The following is a 17,335-nucleotide window of genomic DNA, read 5'->3' as shown; positions in this document are numbered from 1 at the left end:
TCCCGCCGCCGGGACGGGCGGCCCGGCGGCGGCCAGTTCGTGTCAGCTAGTGGGCTGAGTAGTGCGCAGCCAGGAGGTCCTGGCCCCAGTCGTTGTTGGTGTCTCGCCAGACCGAGTGGATGTGGTTGGCGTCCGACTGGGTGTTGTCGTACTCCGCGAGGAAGGTGGGGCCTGCGATGGAGTAGTAGTGGCCGCTGCCCGGCTGTAGCGCGCCGGCCCAGGCGAAGGTGAGGCGGTCGAGGCCCTGGGTGCGCAGGTTGGCCCAGGCCTGCTCGGCGACGGGCTGGGAGGCTCGGCCGACGTACTGGTCGAGGAGGCGGGTGAAGAGCTCCTGCTGGGAGTCGGTGAGGTCGCCGTACGGCAGGCCTCGGTGCAGGAGGGACGGGTCGGCCACTGGGTCGTGGCGGGTGAGGATGTCGTCGGGTGCCTCGGTGGAGACGACCGCTACCTCCTGCTGGCCCGCGTCGAGCGCATGGAGGAGCTGGAAGCCCAGGTCGTGCTCAGCCGCCAGGAAGCGGCGGCCGGCGTACGGGCCCTGGCGGACCTCGGCCGGGTTGGAGCCGATGAAGTTGGGGACGAAGGAGACCTGGTCGCCGACCAATGTCACGTGCAGCGCCAGGTGGTGGCCGTTGAGGCGCCAGCCCCACGGCTCCGTGCCGGACGGGTCGCCGAGGATGCGGAGGAAGTAGCGCTCCCCCACTACCGTGCCCTGCCAGCCGCCGGTCGCTCCGACGTCCGGGAGCTCGCGCAGGATGATCTCCGCGGCCATGGTCGCCAGTGCGTCACCCACACCGCGCTCGCTGCACGCCAGAGCGAGCAGTTGGTGCACGTACTGCTCCTGCGCGGCAGTCAGCTCGGTCAGCTGCAGGCCGGGCCGGTCCCCCGGCAGGTACGTCCAGTCGCGATGGTCAGGTGTGTCGAACGGCGCCGTCGCCTTCGCACGCTGCTCGGGCGTCAGCGCCGCCAGCAGCTCGACAGCGGTCTTGCGGGTCTGCTCTACAACCATGCGGAACGCTCCCCATCCTTAGGTTCGTAGTGCGTCCACTGCTCGAACGGCCGATCCAGCTTGTACCGGAAGTTCGGCTGCCGCAGCAGGACGCGCGTCTCGGCGTTGCCCGGGTTGCGCAGCGTCTCGAAGAACTTCACCGACCAGTGGAACCAGCGCATGCAGAACAACCGCATCGTCAGCCCGTGCGACACCAGCAGCACGTTCCGCGGCGCGTCCGGCTGCTCGAAGTCGCGGTGCATGGTCTCCAGGAAGCTCGACACCCGGTCGTACACGTCCGAGCCCGACTCACCGTGGGTGAACCGGTAGAAGAAGTGCCCGTAGGAGTCGCGCAGCTTCTCCTGCCGCTCGATGTCCTCGGTGTCCTGGAAGTTCGCCCAGTCCTGCTCCCGCAGCCGCGGCTCCTCGCGGGCGATCCCGATCAGGTCGTCGAGGCCGAGCGAGTCGAGGGTCTGCAGGGCCCGCAGGTACGGCGAGACGTAGACGCGGACCGGCTCGCCCTCGAACAGCGTGCGCAACTGCTTGCCTGCTTCGGCCGCTTGCTCGTGCCCGTGCGGGGTGAGCGGGACGGAGTGGTCGGGGAGGGTCTCGTAGATCGACTTGTCCAGGTTCGCGACGGACTCGCCGTGGCGGATCAGCGCGATCCGCAGGGGGCGCTGGCTGAGGTGCATCATGCGCTCCGTCCCGTACGCCGGGCGCCGGCTGCGCCCAGCTCTCGGCTGCGCTCGATCTGGTGCGCGGTGACCGCCACGAGCGCGGCGACCGCGGCCGCGCCGTACGAGACCCGGCGTGCGAGCACGGCCGTCCGGCGTACGTCGTTCACTCCCGGGCGCAGCCCGTCGCCGAGCGTGCCGCGGTCCTCGATCTCCTCGCCGTACGTGTTGCTCCCGCCGAGCCGCAGGTCGAGCGCGCCGGCGAACGACGCCTCCACCGGGCCGGCGTTCGGACTCGGATGCTTCGCGGCGTCGCGCCGCCAGATCCGCCAGACCTCACGCGGCCGACCGGAGGCCAGCGCGGTCAGCCCAGCGCAAACGCGCGCGGGCAGCAGGTTGACCAGATCGTCGAACCGCGCCGAAGCCCAGCCGAAGTTCCGGTAGCGAGCCGACCGGTAGCCGACCATCGCATCGAGCGTGTTCGCCGCCCGGTACCCGATCAGACCGGGCACCCCGAGCAACCCGCCCCACACCAGCGGCGCCACCGTCGCGTCACTCGTGTTCTCGGCGATCGACTCCACGGTCGCGCGCGCCAGCTCATCAGCGTCGAGGCCCGTCGCATCGCGACTGCACAAATGGCTGAGTCGATCGCGCGCCGCCGGAAGGTTCTTGGCCTCCAGCAGCCCCGACATCACCGACGCCTCCCGCTCCAGGCTGCGCCCGCCGAGCACGGCCCAGGTCGCGGCCGCGGTCACCAGCGTCCGCGCGACCGGCCGGTCCTTGGTCAGCCGCTCGACGGCTACGCCCGCGGCGGTGACCGAGCCGACCAGCAGCGTCGCGTACGCCGTACCGGCTGCTCGGGTGTCGGCGTACGTCGCGCCCTCCAGCCGGGAGGCCGCCCGGCCGAAGCCGGCGACCGGGTGGAAGCGGCGCGGGTCGCCGAGGAAGCGGTCGGCGGCGAAGCCGAGGATCAGGCCGAGTGCTCTGGACACGGAAGCAGTCTGCCAGGCGGCCCGCCGTCGCAAGCCCGCTACATCAGATCTGTTCGAGATGTGGAAAAGTAACCACCATGGGAATTGCTGACCTGCTGCGCGGAGTGGAGGGCGACGGCGCGTTCGGTGTCTGGCTCGGCCGGACGGACGGCACGCCCGTGTTCACGCACGCGGCGGAGCGGACGCACTACTCCGCGAGCACGATGAAGCTACCGGTCGCGATGGCGATGCTGCGGAAGGTCGACGCCGGGGAGCTGTCGCTGGATCAGCCGGTGCTCGTGCACAACGACTTCGCGTCGGCGGGCGAGGGACGGTTCGGTGTGAACCGCGCGGAGGACGAGGCGCCGGCGACGTGGGAGAAGCTCGGGGCGGAGGTGACGCTCGGGTGGCTGGCGCGGGAGATGATCACGCGGTCCAGCAACCTGGCGACGGACCTGGTGCTGGAGCTGGTCGGCGCGGAGGCCGCGAACGCGGTGCTCGCGGAGTACGCCGCCGGCGCGGAGCGTGCGGCCGGCGGGGGGACGGAGCCGGCGAACACGAGTGTGATCCGGCGTGGGATCGACGACTCTCCTGCGCAGCAGGCCGGGATCAGCAACTTGATGAGCCCCGCCGGGCTGGCCGGCGCACTTGTTGCTACCGGCAATGACTCGAGTGCCTCAGGTCAGTACCTGCGCGACCTGCTGGCCGCCAACGAGTGGAACGGCGAGATCCCCGCGGGCGTCCCCGCCGGCACTCGCGTCGAGCACAAGAACGGCTGGGATCTCCGGATCCGCCACGACGGCGGCATCGTCCGGCCGAACGACGCGGAGCCGTTCGTGCTGGTGGTGTGCACCACCTCCGAGCTCCCCGACCACGACGCGCAGCAGCTGATCGCAGCGATCGCGGCGATCGCCTGGGAGCACCGGCACAACCTGGAGGAGGTCAGCTGATGAAGATCTCCACCCACCTCATCTCGGCGAAGCTCCACACCCCGTTCGTCACGGCGCTCCGGACCGCGACCCACGCCGAGTCGCTGCTCGTCTCGATCACCGACGGCGAGCACACCGGCTGGGGCGAGGCGCCGCAGGTCTGGAAGGTGACCGGCGAATCGCTCGCCGGCGCGCAGGCCTGCGTCGAAGGCCCGATCACCACCGCGCTCGACGGCCTCGGCCCCGACGACCTCACCGAGGCGCTCCGCCGACTGCAAGGCGCCGCCCAGGCGAACTTCGGCGCGAAAGCTGCCGTCGACATCGCGTTGCACGACCTCGCCGCGCGCCGCGTCGGCCGGACGCTGCAGGGCTTCCTCGGCTCGACGGCGACGACCGTGCGGACCGATGTGACGCTCTCCGCGGGCGATCCCGAGGCGCTCGTGCGGGCCGCGACCGACCGCGTGCGCGACGGGTTCGACGTACTGAAGGTGAAGGTCGGGACCGGTGACGCGGCCGCCGACTTCGAGCGGGTGCGCCGAGTCCGCGAGGCTGTCGGCGACGGGCCGCAGATCCGGCTCGACGCGAACCAGGGCTGGAACCGCCGCGACGCCGTCACCGCGATCCGCGCGCTGGAGGACGCGGGCTGCGCGATCGAGCTCGTCGAGCAGCCTGTCGCCGCGGCGGATCTGGAGGGGATGGCCTGGATCACGGACCGGGTCAGCACGCCGATCCTGGCCGACGAGAGCGTGTACGGCGTACGCGATCTGGTGAACGTGATCCGGCACGGCGCCGCCGACCTGGTCAACGTGAAGCTCGCGAAGTGCGGCGGCCTCGGGCCGGCCCGCACGCTGCTCGAACTGGCTCGCGAGCACGGGCTCGGCGCGATCGTCGGCTCGATGATGGAGAGCCATGTCGGCGTCGGCGCGGCCGCGGCGCTCGTCGCGGCGTACCCGACGACGGCCGTCAACGACCTCGACGCGGCCTGGTGGCTCGAGCAGTCACCGGTCGGCGGCGGGATCAGCTACGAAGGGTCCACCATCCACCTGCCCTCGAATCCTGGGCTCGGCGTGACAGGCTTGATCGTATGAAGGTAGTAGCCGCCAAGGTCCCGGTCAGCACCGTCTGGACCTCCCCCGAAGCACCGCGCTCGATCGACGCCCCGGCGATCGCCGCCGCGCCGGACGTCGCCGCGTGGGCGAAGTCGATGGACACCGAGACCCGCCTGGGTCTGCACGGACGCACGCTCACCCAGCTCCTGTACGGCGAACCGGTGATCGTCCGCTCGGAACGCGACGGCTGGTCAGAAATCGTGGCGCCGTGGCAGCCTTCGTCGCAGGACGATCTGGGCTACCCGGGCTGGGTGCCGTCGGCGCACTTGGGTGAACTCCCGGGATCGGCCACGGCCCCGGTCGCCGTCACCGTCCCGGTCACACTGCTGACCGCCGAGCCCGGCTCGGCCGGCGCTGGCTCTGCCGGCAGCGGCCCCCTGGCCGAGCTGTCTTTCGGCACTGTCCTCTCCTCCATCGACCACACCGACAGCTTCACCCGAGTAGCACTCGCCGACGGCTCCTCCGGCTGGCTCTCCGACGAGGCCCTCCGCGCGGTCGACATCCCCGCCACCCCCGAGGACCGACTCCGCCTCGGCGCCCTCTTCCTCGGGCTCGAGTACCTCTGGGGCGGCACCTCGGCGTACGGCCTGGACTGCTCCGGCCTCATCCACGCCGTCAGCCGCGTCCTCGGCCAGCGCATCCCCCGCGACGCCCACGACCAGGCCGACGCGCTCGAGTCCGTCCCGATCGACGAGGCCCAGCCCGGCGACCTGTACTTCTTCGCCCGCCCCGGGAAGCAGGTCCACCACGTCGGTTTTGTCTCCCCGGAAGGCATGCTGCACGCCTCCGAAACCGGCAAGCGCCTGGAGAACGAAGCCCTCCTGCCTGAACGCCGGGCAACTCTCGTCTCCGCCGCCCGGCTGTAGAACAACAAAGAGGCCCCCACCAAACAGGTGGGGGCCTCTTGCTACGTCAGCTCACGGCTTCTTCGAGTCCGTCTCGTGCGGCTCCGGCTCCGACAGTCCGTCGATCTCCGCCTTCGTCTGCGGGTCGACCTCGTCCTGCGGCCGCGCCGTCGACTCGTCCAGCTCGCCACCAGCGGTCTCACCGGCAGGAGCAGCCTCGCCGTTCGCAGCCTCGGCAGCCGCGATCTTGCGCGACTTCCACAGGCTCAGGACCGTGGTGATGCCCAGAGTCACGATGATGAAGCCCAGCGACACCGAGATCGGGATCTCCGGCGCCCACTTGATGTGCTCGCCGCCGTTGATGAACGGCAGCTCGTTCTCGTGCATCGCGTGGAAGACCAGCTTCACACCGATGAACGCGAGCACCACCGACAGGCCGATCGACAGGTAGATCAGGCGCTTCAGCAGGTCACCGAGCAGGAAGTACAGCTGCCGCAGACCCATCAGCGCGAACACGTTCGCGGTGAAAACCAGGAACGGCTCCTGGGTCAGGCCGTAGATCGCGGGGATCGAGTCCAGCGCGAACAGCAGGTCCGTCGTACCGAGGGCGACGATGACGATCGCCATCGGCGTGACGAGCCGCTTGCCGTTCTTGATCACGGTCAGCTTGACGCCGTTGTACTCGTCGGTCGCGTTCAGCCGCTTGCGGGCGAACCGGATGACCGCGTTCTCCTTGTAGTCGTCGTCATCGTTCTCGCCCTGCATCGCCAGGTGCACCGCGGTGTAGACCAGGAACGCGCCGAACAGGTAGAAGACCCAGGAGAACTGGTTGATCGCGGCCGCGCCGACGGCGATGAAGATGCCGCGGAAGAACAGCGCCAGGATGATGCCGATCAGCAGCGCGGTCTGCTGGTACTTCCTGGGCACCTGGAACCTGGACATGATGATCAGGAAGATGAACAGGTTGTCGACGCTGAGGCTGTACTCCGTCAGCCACCCGGCGAAGAACTCCCCGGCGTACTGACCGCCGGAGAAGGCCCAGACCCCGAGCCCGAACACGATCGCCAGCCCGACGTAGAACGCGATCGCGGTCGCGGACTCCTTGGTCGTGGGTTCGTGCGGCCGCCGGCCGATGATGAAGACGTCGAACGCCAGCAGGGCGAGCAGGACCCCGACCGTGATGTACCAGACGTAATCGTGGACGTGCACAGGCAACCTCCGGAGCGCAAGCGAAAGTGGACTCCGAAGGTCTCTTCCGCCTGGCTCGAATCCTCGGGCCTGGCCGGCGGTACCGGGCGTGGAGACGAACTCCCTGACCGTGATGACGATACCGCCGCGAAGGAATACTCCCCTTCAACTGCCCCCATTCTGGCGGGTCGATGTCCGAGTTTCCAAATCGGCGTCCCGGTACCCGGATGTCGAGATGATCACGCTGCGCGCGGGGAACAACTTCACTGCGTGATCAGGTTTGTGTCGGTGGACGTCTGCTCTTCGGCAGCTTGCTCACCACGATCGCGTACGACGTGTCGACCAGCTCGAGGATCTCCTCGTCCGGCACGGCGCCGCCGAGGCGGACCGTGTTCCAGCCCGAGCGCCCGATGTAGGGCATCACGGTGACGTCGTCGGGGTAGGTCCCGATCAGCTCGTCGGCCTCGTCGCGGTTCGCGCCGCACTTCATCCCGACCGTGTCCGCGCCGAGGAACGCGAAGATCTTCTCGCTCACCTTGGCGACCACGTCGCCCTCCCACGGCTCGTCCTGCCAGGCGCCGGGCTTGCCCAGACAGTGCTCGAGCACCTCGTCCGCGCCGAGTCTCGCCATCGCGCGCTCCCCTGCTGTCGGTGGTCTCACCGCAGCGTAAACCCGGCCGCGGCGCGGGTGGGCTCGCCTAGGCTTTCGGCCATGACTTCCGTTGTGGTCGCCGCGGTTCAGGCCGGCTCCACTCTGTTCGACACGCCCGCGACTTTGGTCAAGGCCGAGCGGTACGTGCGCGAGGCGGCGTCGGCGGGCGCGCGGCTCGTCGTACTGCCGGAGGCGTTCCTCGGTGGCTACCCGAAGGGGCTCGACTTCGGGGTGACGGTCGGTTCGCGGTCGCCCGCTGGTCGCGACGTGTTTCGCCGCTACCGCGAGGCGGCCGTCGACGTCCCCGGACCGGAGACCGCGCGGCTCGCTGAGCTGTCGGCCGAGCTCGGGATCCACATCGTCGCCGGCGTCATCGAGCGCGACGGCGGGACGCTGTACTGCACCGCGCTGTTCTTCGACCCGCTCAGCGGACTGGTCGCGAAGCACCGCAAGCTGATGCCGACCGCGGCCGAACGCTTCCTGTGGGGTCAGGGCGACGGCTCGACACTGCCTGCCGTCGGTACGCCGTACGGCGTACTCGGTGCGGCGATCTGCTGGGAGAACTACATGCCGCTGCTCCGGCAGACCATGTACTCCAAGGGCGTCGAGATCTGGTGCGCCCCCACCGTCGACGACCGCGACCAGTGGCAGGCGACGATGCGCCACGTCGCCCTCGAAGGCCGCTGCTTCGTGATCAGCGCCAACCAGTACCTCACCCGCGCGGACCTCCCCGACGACGTCCACCCCGTCCAGGGCGACGACCCTTCGACCGTCCTGATCGACGGCGGCAGCGTCATCGTCTCTCCCCTCGGCGACGTCCTCGCCGGCCCCCTCCGCGGCACCGAAGGCGTCCTCCTCGCCGAACTCGACCTGGCCGACCTCGACCGCGCCCACTTCGACTTCGACGCCGCCGGCCACTACTCGCGCCCCGACATCTTCACCCTGCACGTCGACGAGTCCCCGCACCACACCACCACCCCGAAGGCCCCGCGATGAGCCCCCTGCACTTCCGCCAAGCCCGCCCCGAAGACGCCACCCAAGTCGCCGAGCTCCACGCCGACAGCTGGCGAACCCACTACCGAGGCGCCTACGCCGACACCTACCTAGACGGCAACATCCTCCCCGAACGCCAAGCAGTCTGGACCACCCGCCTCACCACCGAAGCCGCCTCGCCTGTCAGCGCCACCACCCTCGCCGTACAGGACAACCACCTCGTCGGCTTCGTCCACGTCCAGTTCAACACCGACCCCCACTGGGGCAGCCTCGTCGACAACCTCCACGTCCGCACCACCCGACACCGCTCAGGCCTCGGCACCCAACTCCTCTCCCACGCCGCCCAATCAGTCCTCCACCAGGCCGCGAGCCCCGCCCTCTACCTCTGGGTCCTAGAACAGAACACCCCAGCCCAACACTTCTACGAAGCCCGCGGCGCCACTCGCTCCGGCACGGCCCCCGTCCCACCGCCGGGCGGCGACTCCTCACGCCTCACCGGCTCTCCCAAGTGCCTGAGAATGACCTGGCCCGACGCGGCGTCACTGATCACCCGCTAGCTGGAGCTCTCCCCAGTCCGAACAAGCCCCGCGGCAGGGTGCGGACACGGCAGGTGACCCGCACGTCCCCTCGCGACGGACGGAGCCGCCTGACCGGACGACGAGCGTGCGGCGCCTGGCGTCGGGGCACGCGGCACGCTCCACGGCCCGGGCACGCGGCACACGGCCCGGGGCACCCGGCACCGGCACCGGCACCGGTGGTGTTACTTACTCGCGCGCCCAGGAAGCACTCCGCGCATCCGCCGAAGCCACCGGCGTTCCGGCCGCGGAAAGCCAAGCAGGCAAGGGATCGCTGCGCTAAGACCCGCAGTCGGTCGGTGCGGTCGGCTCACCCGGCACGCGGCACGCGGCACGCGGCACGCGGCACGCGGCACGCGGCAGTCTCCCCACCCACCGGCCGGCGTTCAAGCAGCGGCCTCCACCCGCCCGGTCCGGCGCGGTCACCTCGCTCGAGCAGCAGTGCCGTCCGTGCTTGGCCCGACGGGGCCGACACCCACCACTGACCAACCTCCGCAAACCGTCGCCTTCAACGGCGTGTCGCGGCGTGTCGCGTCGCAATCCGCTGCTTGGTCGGTGGTGCACGTCGACCAGCCACCAAATGCCGCCCCCGAGCCCCACCGCCGGCGCCCCGGCGATTTCCCCGTCCCTGAAGTCGAGCGTCACCAGCGCACCGAGCAGACAGCCTGACGCCTGACGCCTGCCGGTGCCGTCGGCGAACGCAGGCGGATGTGCGCCGGGATCATTCGCGGGCGGCTTCGGCAGGCCAGGAAGCCGAGCGTCGAGTTGACCCGCCGGTGCGCACGACGCGGGGTTGCAGGCGGAGTGGCATGTGTTGTCGGGGTGCAGGCCGGGCCCCGATCGGGCCGGGTCTGCGATGCCTCGCCGCGCGAGGCGGTTTGTCTCAGGCCGGCACCTGAGCGGGTACTGCGGCGAACGCCTCGCTGGAGGCAACCGGGCGCCGGCTGAACGTGGATCTGTTCGGGGCGCGTGGATCCGCGCGGGTGGGCATGAATCTGCCCGGGACGCGTGGATCTGCTCGGTCGCGTGGATCCGCGCGGTTGGGCATGGATCTGCTCGGGTAGCCAGCCGGGCTCGCGCTGGTAGCTCGCTGGCGCGAGTAGCCCGGGCCGCGATCGTCTGGCTCAAGCAGCCGAGCTCCCGCTTGGCAGCAGCGGCTCGCTCCAACAGGCGTACGCCGAACTGCCTCGCGGAGGCAGGCGAGAGCGCCCGATGCAAGCGCGGAGCGGGAGCGGCATTGCTCCTGCAGAGCCGTCAGCCGGCAGCGGGCAGCGGGCAGCGGATGTGATTACCCGGCAACGCGGCGTACGGCGTCCTCGCCGGAGGCAACCGGTGCCGGCTGAGCGTGGATCTGCTCGGGTCGCGTAGATCCGCGCGCGGCATGGATCTGCTCGGGCGGGCATGGACCTCGGGTCGGCATGGATCTGCTCGGGTGGGCATGGATCTGTTCGGGTATTTAGCCGGGCTGGCACAGGTAGCTCGCTGGCACGAGTAGCTCAGCCGCGATCGGCTGGCTCGAACAGCCGTGCTTGCGCTTGTCAGCAGGAGCGGGGGCGCGGAACAGGTGGCGTGCTGGTCTGCGGGAGTGACCGCTTCTCCGGATCGCCGTGCGCTCGGGGGACACCGGTTGCTCGCCCGGTGCCCCGGCTCTCGCTCCCGGCGTACCGGAGGGTCCAGCTTGAGGCGGTAGGCCCGGTGGTGTGGTGGTCTTGCAGGTGTTGCCCGGCGCCGCCGGCGCGCCATGGGCTCGGACGACACCAGCGGCTCCCGCGGAGCTGGTTCGCAGAAGAGCGGCGTTGTTCGCGCGAGGCAACTCGGTCGGCGCCACTGGGGCGCCGCGCCGGGCAGGGGCGCGGGAACTCAACCCTCCCGGCCGTGGATGGGCCGGGCACTTGGCGTCCCGCCGGAGAAGCGCGAGAGGTTGGAGCCAGCGCCGGGGAAACGGCCGGCGGGAGCTGCTTCGGACCTACAACGCGGCCGGCGGGAGCTGCTTCGGACCTACAACGCGGCTGGCGAGAGCTGCTTCGGACCTACAACGCGGCTGGCGAGAGCTGCTTCGGACCTACAACGCGGCTGGCGAGAGCTGCTTCGGGTCTGTAGGCGGGTAACCGGGGAGCCGCCTCTGGTCTGCTGGGCGGATGGCAGCAATTGCCTGGTCTGCTGGGCGGGTGGCGGGAACCGCCTCTGGTCGGCGGCGGCCCGGCTGGCGGAAGCTGTCGCTCCCGCCGGCCGGGGCCGCGCCTTGCCTACTTCGCGCCCGCGTTGACCATCTGGCGGAGTTCCTTCTTCAGCTCTGAGATCTCATCGCGGTAGCGCGCCGCTACCTCGAACTGGAGTTCGGCCGCAGCAGTGTGCATCTGGTCGGTGAGTTGCTGGATGAGGTCGGCGAGGTCCGACGATGGGAGGCCGCCGGCCAGTTCCTTGGCCTTTTCGCCGGCCTTCTTGCCGCCGCCGGGGACGGGGGCTTTGCCTCGGGACTGGGTTCGGCCGTTGCCTAGCAGCTCGGCGGTGTCGGCGTCCTCGCGGGCGAGCATGTCGGTGATGTCGGCGATCTTCTTGCGCAGGGGTTGCGGGTCGACGCCGTGTTCGGTGTTGTAGGCGACCTGTTTGGCGCGGCGGCGGTTGGTTTCGTCGATGGCTTGTTCCATCGACGGGGTGATCTTGTCGGCGTACATGAAGACGGCGCCGGAGACGTTTCTCGCGGCTCGGCCGATGGTCTGGATGAGGGAGCGACCGGAGCGGAGGAAGCCTTCCTTGTCGGCGTCGAGGATCGCGACCAGGGAGACCTCGGGGAGGTCGAGGCCCTCGCGGAGCAGGTTGATGCCGACGAGGACGTCGTACTCGCCCATCCGGAGCTCGCGGAGGAGCTCGACGCGGCGCAGGGTGTCGACCTCGCTGTGCAGGTACCTGGTCCGGATGCCCATCTCGAGCAGGTAGTCGGTGAGGTCCTCGGACATCTTCTTGGTCAGGGTGGTGACCAGGACGCGTTCGTTGCGTTCGACGCGGATCCGGATCTCGTGGATCAGGTCGTCGATCTGGCCCTTGGTCGGCTTGACGATCACCTCGGGGTCGATCAGGCCGGTCGGGCGGATGATCTGCTCGACGAAGCCGTCGGACTTGTCCTGCTCGTACTGGCCGGGGGTCGCGGACAGGTAGACGGTCTGGCCGATCCGCTCCAGGAACTCCTCCCAGCGCAGCGGGCGGTTGTCCATCGCCGAGGGCAGGCGGAAGCCGTGCTCGACGAGGGTGCGCTTGCGGGACATGTCGCCCTCGTACATCCCGCCGATCTGCGGGACGGTGACGTGCGACTCGTCGATGACCAGCAGGAAGTCCTCGGGGAAGTAGTCGAGCAGACAGTGCGGCGCCGTGCCGGCCTCGCGGCCGTCGGTGTGGCGCGAGTAGTTCTCGATACCCGAGCACGTTCCGATCTGGCGCATCATCTCGATGTCGTACGTCGTGCGCATCCGCAGCCGCTGCGCCTCCAGCAGCTGCCCGCCGCGCTCCAGCTCGGCCAGCCGGTCGGCCAGCTCCGCCTCGATCGAGGTGATCGCGCGCTCCATCTTCTCCGGGGCGGTGACGTAGTGCGTCGCGGCACCGATGTAGAGCTCGGTCTCCTCGCTGAGCACCTCGCCGGTGACCGGGTGCAGCGTCATCAGCCGCTCGATCTCGTCGCCGAAGAACTCCACCCGGACGGCGAGCTCCTGGTACACCGGGAACACCTCGAGCGTGTCGCCGCGGACCCGGAACGTGCCGCGGGTGCCGGCCAGGTCGTTGCGCGCGTACTGCACACCGACCAGTTTGCGGAGCAGCCCGTCCCGGTCGGTCTCGTCGCCGACCTTCACGTGGATCATCCGGTTCAGGTACTCGTCCGCCGAACCGAGACCGTAGATGCAGGACACCGTCGCGACCACGATCACGTCGCGCCGGGTCAGCAGCGACCAGGTCGCGGAGTGCCGCAGCCGCTCGACCTCCTCGTTGATCGAGGAGTCCTTCTCGATGTAGGTGTCGGTCTGCGGGACGTACGCCTCGGGCTGGTAGTAGTCGTAGTACGAGACGAAGTACTCGACCGCGTTCTCCGGGAAGAACTGGCGCAGCTCGTTCGCGAACTGGGCGGCCAGCGTCTTGTTCGGCTGCAGGATCAGCATCGGGCGCTGGACCCGCTCGGCCAGCCAGGCCATCGTCGCGGTCTTGCCCGTACCGGTGGCGCCGAGCAGGACGACGTCCTGCTCGCCGGCGTTGATCCGGCGCTCGAGCTCGTCGATCGCGGCCGGCTGGTCACCCGCCGGGTCGAAGTCGGACACCACCTGCAGCGGCGCGACCATACGCTGGAGATCCGAGACCTGTCTCATGCCCTCCACCGTACGGGCACCCGCCGACAGTTTTCGAACACGCGCTCCCGTACGCCGTACGGGAAGCCCTCAGAAGGACCGGACCAGGGTCCCGTTCATGTTCAGGATCTCCTGCTTGCGCTTCGGCCAGACCTCGCGCTGCAGGGCCGCGTCGGTGGCCGTGGTCTGCCCGGTGTGGTCCTCGAAGGCCTGCACGAACCCGGAGAACACGACCGGCTTCTTGCCCTTGACCGGCACCACCGCGGAGTAGTTGGTCGCGTAGCAGAGCTTGAGCGCCTTGTTCGGGCAGGGCCGGAAGCTGCCCTTGCCGATCACCACGTGGTCGAGGTTGTTGGACTCGACGTCGACCAGGTGCTCGGCGAACTGCTTGGCGCCCATCAACTTGGTCTGCCGGATCCAGAAGTAGCCGTCGATCGCGCCCGGCCGGCCCGGCTCGGGCAGCAGGTAGCTGTGCCCGGAGCGGGTGGTGTCCGGGTCCTTGACCCAGCCCTTGGCCGGCGTGAACCAGACTCCCCCGCCGATCTCGACGCCCTTGTCGTACGGGCCCTTGGTGATCTGGGTCTCGGTCGGCGACGGCGCCGGCGGCGTGTACATCGTGCCGACCGGAGCAGGCGTCAGCGTCTCACCGGCAACCGGCGCTGCCGGGCTGTCCTTCTTGCCGGACGTGACCAGCAGCACAGCACCAGTAGCGATCAGTACGACGGCCAGCACCGCGCCGACGATCACGATCCACTGGGTCCTGCGGTTCTTCCGGCCACCCGGCCGGTAGTGCGCCGGGTACCCAGGCCCCGGCCCCCAGCCGCCCTGCTGCTGCGGCGGCTGGACCGGCTGCTGGTACTGGTTCTGGGGAGGTCCGTACTGCTGACTCATCAGGGCCTCTCGCACTGGTTGGGCGGGGTGATCACAGGCTGTCGATGACCGACTGCTTCATCGGGGCCGCCTCGGACTCGGCCTTCGCGGCGTACGTCGTACTGGTGCGGAAGTCGAGCGCCGTCACGACCCCGTCCTTGCGCCGGTACACCTCGACCGACCCCTGGACCTTGCCCTTGCCGGGGACCGTGGAGCTGTAGCTGATCGCGGCGCACTCCACCAAGACGTCCTTCGGGCACGGCAGGTTCCGTACGGCGCCCAGCTGGGTGGTCTCGTTCTCGGTCTCGCCCTCGACGATGCCCAGCAGGTAGGTCTGCGCGGAGACGTTCAGCTTCTGCCGCACCCACAGGAACGCCAGCGGCTCGCGGTTCGGCGCGTAGGTGACCAGCTGCTTGCCCTGCGTCTCCGTGGTGAGCAGACTCCAGCCGTTGGCCGGGACGATCGAGACCCCGTGGTCGACGGCGATCGCGTTCGCCGGCGGCGTGTACGTCGACGCCGGCGGTGTCGTCACGGTCGGAGTCGGCGGCTTGGCCTTGTCGTCACCACCGGTCAGTACGACGAGCGCCACCGCCACCAGCAGCACCACGGCCAGGCCACCGGCGATCGGCAGCAGCAGCGGCGGGACCGGCGGCTTCTTCTTGACCGGCTCCGGGCGCCGCAGCGACGGCGGGCCGACCTTGTCGCCCCAGGCGGAGCTGGTCTCGGTCGCGCCGCTGGCAGCAGCCTTGTCGCCGCCCCAGCCACCAGCGGTCGGCGTACCGGAGCTGGAAGAACCAGTGGTCGGCGTACCCGTCGCTGAGAGGTCAGGTTTCGTCGGCTGGTCAGTGCTCGCCCGGCCCCACCCGCCGTTGGCAGGAGGAGCCGGCGTGCCCTGGTCCGTCCACGGCGAAGGGCGTGGCGGGACCTCCAGCGACCACGGCGACGGCGGCAGCTCCTCCTCGGGAGCTGCCCCCTCAGCCGGGTCCGGGTCGGTCTTGCGGACCCAGGGGTTGTCGGCCGGGCCCTTGTCGCGCTTGTTGCTCACTGGCTCGCAACCACCGACCGGAACATGGCGGTGGTGTCCACCTTCAGCGTCTCGGCCTTGTCCTGCCGGCCGTACACCTGGACGATCGTCATGATCCCGTCGTTGCGCTCGATCACCCCGACGAAGCCCATCACGCCGAAGCTGCCGCCCTGACCGGTCGCGGTCGACTGGAACGCCTGCGTCGAGACCTGCTTGACCGGCGAGTTGTCCCCGGCGGCCGGCGAGTCCTTCTCCACCGGCTTGACCTTGAAGCCGGTCGGCCGCGCCTTCTTCTCGCTGGCGATCAGCACCGGCAGCACGGTGTCGGCGGTGTCGTTGCCCGCCTTGAGCGTCTGCACCATGAAGTAGCCCTCCCCCTGCTTGAGCAGGTAGACGCCCTTGAAGCCCTCGAGCGTCTTGCGAAGGTACCCCGAGGCCGGATCGACGAAGACACCCTCCCCGACCTCGATGCCCTTGTCGGTGCCCTGGGTCGGCTGACCGGTCGGCTGCGGGTCAGGTCCCGGCTGCACGTTGTTGTCGTCGCTGCGGCCGAAGACCAGCGCCAGCACGACACCGATCACCACCACGACAGCGAGCGCGCCACCGGCGAGCAGCAGGATCTTCTTGCTGCCCTGGCCGCCGCGGGAGCCCTGCTGGAACTGCGGGCCCGGTCCCCACTGCTGCTGTTGCGGCGGGTAGGGCTGCTGGTACTGCGGCGGCGGGCCCTGCTGGTACTGCGGCTGGCCCTGGTAGGGCTGCTGGCCTTGGTACTGCGGCGGCGGGCCTTGCTGGTACGGCGGCTGGTGTGGCGGCTGTCCCTGGTACGGCGGCCGCTGCTGCTGAGGCGGAGGCCCCTGCTGGTACGGCGGCTGCTGAGGAGGCTGCCCCTGGTACGGCGGCTGCCCTTGCGGCGGCCCCTGGTACGGCGGCTGCTGCGGCGGCTGCCCCTGGTACGGCGGCTGCCCCTGGTACGGCTGCTGCGGCGGCCGGCCCTGGTACGGCGGTTGCTGGTTGCTCATGCGACGACCCCTCGCTCCGACTTGGGCACCGACCGCACCGCGTTCCCGCAGGCGGAGCAGAAGTCCGAGTGCGGCAGCAGCGGCATCTCGCACCGGGTGCAGAACGCCTGCTCACCGGACGCGTGGTTGGACCCACCGCGAGCGGCCGCCTCGAGCGCTGCCTCCAGCAGCCCCTTGTGCAGCACGGTGCGGACCAGCACGATCAGCGCGCCGAGCAGCAGCAGGCCCCAGATCACCCCGAGCACCGCTCCGATCCAGGAGCCCTGTCCACCGACGAACCCGAGCAGGTACACCCCGCCCTGGAACAGCGCGTTCACCGCGATCGCCTGCACCACACCGAACACCCAGCGCGGCGTGAACCCGTCGTACCCCTCGCCGAGCCCGGAGAACTCGGCCACGGCCAGCCCGGCCGCGGAGCCGTAGATCAGCGGCTTCACGAAGCCCTGCAGCACCACGATCGAGATCCACGTGCCGGCACCCGAGCCCGGACCGGCGAAGCCGCCGCTGATCCAGCCCCAGTGCAGCACCAGCGTCTCGAAGCAGGCGAACCCGACACCGGCGACCACCCCGAAGGTGAAGCCGTCCATCAGGTCGTCGTACCGGGGACGTGAGGCCAGGTAGAGCGGCCCGGCCTGCTGGATCAGCACCGACACGACCGGTACGAGCAGCAGCAGGATGAGCAGGTCACGGCCGGCCGGACCGGCGTCGTTGCTGCCGATGGTGTCCAGCGACAGCCCGATCTGGTCCGACCAGAGCCAGGTGAACACCGCAGCCAGTACGCCGGTCAGCAGGAACGCAGCCACGACCACGGGGATCGGCTCGTCCTCCCACAGGTTCACGTCGTACAGGTAGAGCACGTAGACGATCGGGATCGCGAACGCGGCCACCATGATCGCCACCGGCAGTGCGCCGAGCGCGGCGGTCACCACGGTCAGCAGCAGGGCGATGCCGAGCGCCACCTTGTAGGTGTACGGCTGCTGGCCGGAGCCCTGCGGCATGATCGTCGACACCAGCTTGAACGAGGCCACCGGCTCGTCCGGCCTGGCGGCGTACGCGTTCTTGCGCCCCGGGTCCGCCGACCGCAGTCCGCTGCCACAGTGGTGGCAGAACTGCGAGACGTCGGGGACCTCGGAGCCGCAGCGGGGACACTCCACGCTCTCTCCCTAGCTAGGA

15 protein-coding genes are annotated in these 17,335 nt (G+C 69.9%); 5 read left to right on the top strand and 10 right to left on the bottom strand.

Translation table 11 applies throughout. The annotated features are described in order from the left end of the window. Positions 1-46 precede the first annotated feature (46 nt). The 3 genes from ACZ6Z4_RS28685 to ACZ6Z4_RS28675 are packed head-to-tail and all read right to left on the bottom strand — an operon-like array spanning position 47 to position 2,651. Complete coding sequence (locus ACZ6Z4_RS28685; RefSeq protein ID WP_465570537.1) at positions 47-1,006, bottom strand: DUF3500 domain-containing protein; 960 nt, start codon at positions 1,004-1,006, stop codon at positions 47-49. After that, complete coding sequence (locus ACZ6Z4_RS28680; protein ID WP_465570534.1) at positions 997-1,677, bottom strand: phosphoglycerate mutase family protein; 681 nt, start codon at positions 1,675-1,677, stop codon at positions 997-999. The genes ACZ6Z4_RS28685 and ACZ6Z4_RS28680 overlap by 10 nt, the downstream gene beginning before the upstream one ends. Continuing rightward, positions 1,677-2,651: a cobalamin biosynthesis protein gene (locus tag ACZ6Z4_RS28675; protein ID WP_465570529.1), complete on the bottom strand. Its 975-nt coding sequence runs from the start codon at positions 2,649-2,651 to the stop codon at positions 1,677-1,679. The genes ACZ6Z4_RS28680 and ACZ6Z4_RS28675 overlap by 1 nt, the downstream gene beginning before the upstream one ends. 77 nt (positions 2,652-2,728) lie before the next feature. Here ACZ6Z4_RS28675 and ACZ6Z4_RS28670 point away from each other — a divergent pair, with 77 nt between their 5' ends. The 3 genes from ACZ6Z4_RS28670 to ACZ6Z4_RS28660 are packed head-to-tail and all read left to right on the top strand — an operon-like array spanning position 2,729 to position 5,534. Then, positions 2,729-3,580, top strand: coding sequence for a serine hydrolase (locus tag ACZ6Z4_RS28670; protein ID WP_465570524.1), 852 nt, complete (start codon positions 2,729-2,731; stop codon positions 3,578-3,580). Continuing rightward, a complete protein-coding gene (locus tag ACZ6Z4_RS28665; RefSeq protein ID WP_465570521.1) occupies positions 3,580-4,647 on the top strand; it encodes a mandelate racemase/muconate lactonizing enzyme family protein in 1,068 nt (355 codons plus the stop codon). The genes ACZ6Z4_RS28670 and ACZ6Z4_RS28665 overlap by 1 nt, the downstream gene beginning before the upstream one ends. Next, positions 4,644-5,534 (top strand): C40 family peptidase, encoded by an 891-nt coding sequence (locus ACZ6Z4_RS28660; protein ID WP_465570518.1) that lies wholly within the window; start codon positions 4,644-4,646, stop codon positions 5,532-5,534. Before ACZ6Z4_RS28665 ends, ACZ6Z4_RS28660 begins: the two co-directional genes overlap by 4 nt. Positions 5,535-5,585: 51 nt before the next feature. On the opposite strand, the gene ACZ6Z4_RS28655 is transcribed toward ACZ6Z4_RS28660, so the two are convergent. Further along, complete coding sequence (locus ACZ6Z4_RS28655) at positions 5,586-6,722, bottom strand: TerC family protein (RefSeq protein ID WP_465570513.1); 1,137 nt, start codon at positions 6,720-6,722, stop codon at positions 5,586-5,588. 253 nt (positions 6,723-6,975) lie between these two features. Next, the gene (locus tag ACZ6Z4_RS28650) at positions 6,976-7,332 is read right to left on the bottom strand and encodes an MmcQ/YjbR family DNA-binding protein (RefSeq protein WP_465570510.1); all 357 of its coding nucleotides are present in this window, start codon (positions 7,330-7,332) and stop codon (positions 6,976-6,978) included. Positions 7,333-7,413: 81 nt separating this feature from the next. Between ACZ6Z4_RS28650 and ACZ6Z4_RS28645 the strand changes: the two genes are divergently transcribed. Together ACZ6Z4_RS28645 and ACZ6Z4_RS28640 are read left to right on the top strand one after the other, a co-directional pair. After that, on the top strand, positions 7,414-8,349 hold the full coding sequence (locus ACZ6Z4_RS28645; RefSeq protein WP_465570505.1) for a nitrilase-related carbon-nitrogen hydrolase: 936 nt from the start codon (positions 7,414-7,416) through the stop codon (positions 8,347-8,349). Further along, on the top strand, positions 8,346-8,903 hold the full coding sequence (locus ACZ6Z4_RS28640) for a GNAT family N-acetyltransferase (RefSeq protein ID WP_465570502.1): 558 nt from the start codon (positions 8,346-8,348) through the stop codon (positions 8,901-8,903). Before ACZ6Z4_RS28645 ends, ACZ6Z4_RS28640 begins: the two co-directional genes overlap by 4 nt. A gap of 2,264 nt (positions 8,904-11,167) precedes the next feature. Here ACZ6Z4_RS28640 and uvrB read toward each other — a convergent pair. The 5 genes from uvrB to ACZ6Z4_RS28615 all read right to left on the bottom strand — a co-directional run bounded on the left by uvrB (position 11,168) and on the right by ACZ6Z4_RS28615 (position 17,316). Next, positions 11,168-13,270 carry an excinuclease ABC subunit UvrB gene (gene uvrB, locus ACZ6Z4_RS28635; protein ID WP_465570494.1) on the bottom strand — a complete coding sequence of 701 codons (2,103 nt, stop codon included), beginning with the start codon at positions 13,268-13,270 and terminating at the stop codon, positions 11,168-11,170. 69 nt (positions 13,271-13,339) lie between these two features. After that, positions 13,340-14,140 carry a hypothetical protein gene (locus ACZ6Z4_RS28630; RefSeq protein WP_465570489.1) on the bottom strand — a complete coding sequence of 267 codons (801 nt, stop codon included), beginning with the start codon at positions 14,138-14,140 and terminating at the stop codon, positions 13,340-13,342. Between the two features lie 31 nt (positions 14,141-14,171). Then, positions 14,172-15,164, bottom strand: a complete 993-nt coding sequence (locus tag ACZ6Z4_RS28625; RefSeq protein ID WP_465570481.1) for a hypothetical protein — start codon at positions 15,162-15,164, stop codon at positions 14,172-14,174. After that, positions 15,161-16,162 (bottom strand): hypothetical protein, encoded by a 1,002-nt coding sequence (locus ACZ6Z4_RS28620; RefSeq protein WP_465570475.1) that lies wholly within the window; start codon positions 16,160-16,162, stop codon positions 15,161-15,163. The genes ACZ6Z4_RS28625 and ACZ6Z4_RS28620 overlap by 4 nt, the downstream gene beginning before the upstream one ends. Then, positions 16,159-17,316 (bottom strand): PrsW family intramembrane metalloprotease, encoded by a 1,158-nt coding sequence (locus tag ACZ6Z4_RS28615; RefSeq protein WP_465570472.1) that lies wholly within the window; start codon positions 17,314-17,316, stop codon positions 16,159-16,161. Before ACZ6Z4_RS28615 ends, ACZ6Z4_RS28620 begins: the two co-directional genes overlap by 4 nt. Positions 17,317-17,335: the final 19 nt, after the last annotated feature.

The sequence above is a fragment of the Kribbella sp. NPDC104740 genome (assembly GCF_055583505.1).
The sequence above is the reverse complement of the archived record's forward strand: the minus strand, read 5'-3'. Positions and strand labels throughout refer to the sequence as shown.

Excerpts from the sequence above, each read along its gene's own strand:
- ACZ6Z4_RS28670 (WP_465570524.1), top strand. The coding sequence starts at position 2,729 with ATGGGAATTGCTGACCTGCTGCGCGGAGTGGAGGGCGACGGCGCGTTC.
- ACZ6Z4_RS28685 (WP_465570537.1), bottom strand. The coding sequence starts at position 1,006 with ATGGTTGTAGAGCAGACCCGCAAGACCGCTGTCGAGCTGCTGGCGGCG.
- ACZ6Z4_RS28665 (WP_465570521.1), top strand. The coding sequence starts at position 3,580 with ATGAAGATCTCCACCCACCTCATCTCGGCGAAGCTCCACACCCCGTTC.
- ACZ6Z4_RS28630 (WP_465570489.1), bottom strand. The coding sequence starts at position 14,140 with ATGAGTCAGCAGTACGGACCTCCCCAGAACCAGTACCAGCAGCCGGTC.
- ACZ6Z4_RS28650 (WP_465570510.1), bottom strand. The coding sequence starts at position 7,332 with ATGGCGAGACTCGGCGCGGACGAGGTGCTCGAGCACTGTCTGGGCAAG.
- uvrB (WP_465570494.1), bottom strand. The coding sequence starts at position 13,270 with ATGAGACAGGTCTCGGATCTCCAGCGTATGGTCGCGCCGCTGCAGGTG.
- ACZ6Z4_RS28640 (WP_465570502.1), top strand. The coding sequence starts at position 8,346 with ATGAGCCCCCTGCACTTCCGCCAAGCCCGCCCCGAAGACGCCACCCAA.
- ACZ6Z4_RS28680 (WP_465570534.1), bottom strand. The coding sequence starts at position 1,677 with ATGCACCTCAGCCAGCGCCCCCTGCGGATCGCGCTGATCCGCCACGGC.
- ACZ6Z4_RS28620 (WP_465570475.1), bottom strand. The coding sequence starts at position 16,162 with ATGAGCAACCAGCAACCGCCGTACCAGGGCCGGCCGCCGCAGCAGCCG.
- ACZ6Z4_RS28660 (WP_465570518.1), top strand. The coding sequence starts at position 4,644 with ATGAAGGTAGTAGCCGCCAAGGTCCCGGTCAGCACCGTCTGGACCTCC.
- ACZ6Z4_RS28645 (WP_465570505.1), top strand. The coding sequence starts at position 7,414 with ATGACTTCCGTTGTGGTCGCCGCGGTTCAGGCCGGCTCCACTCTGTTC.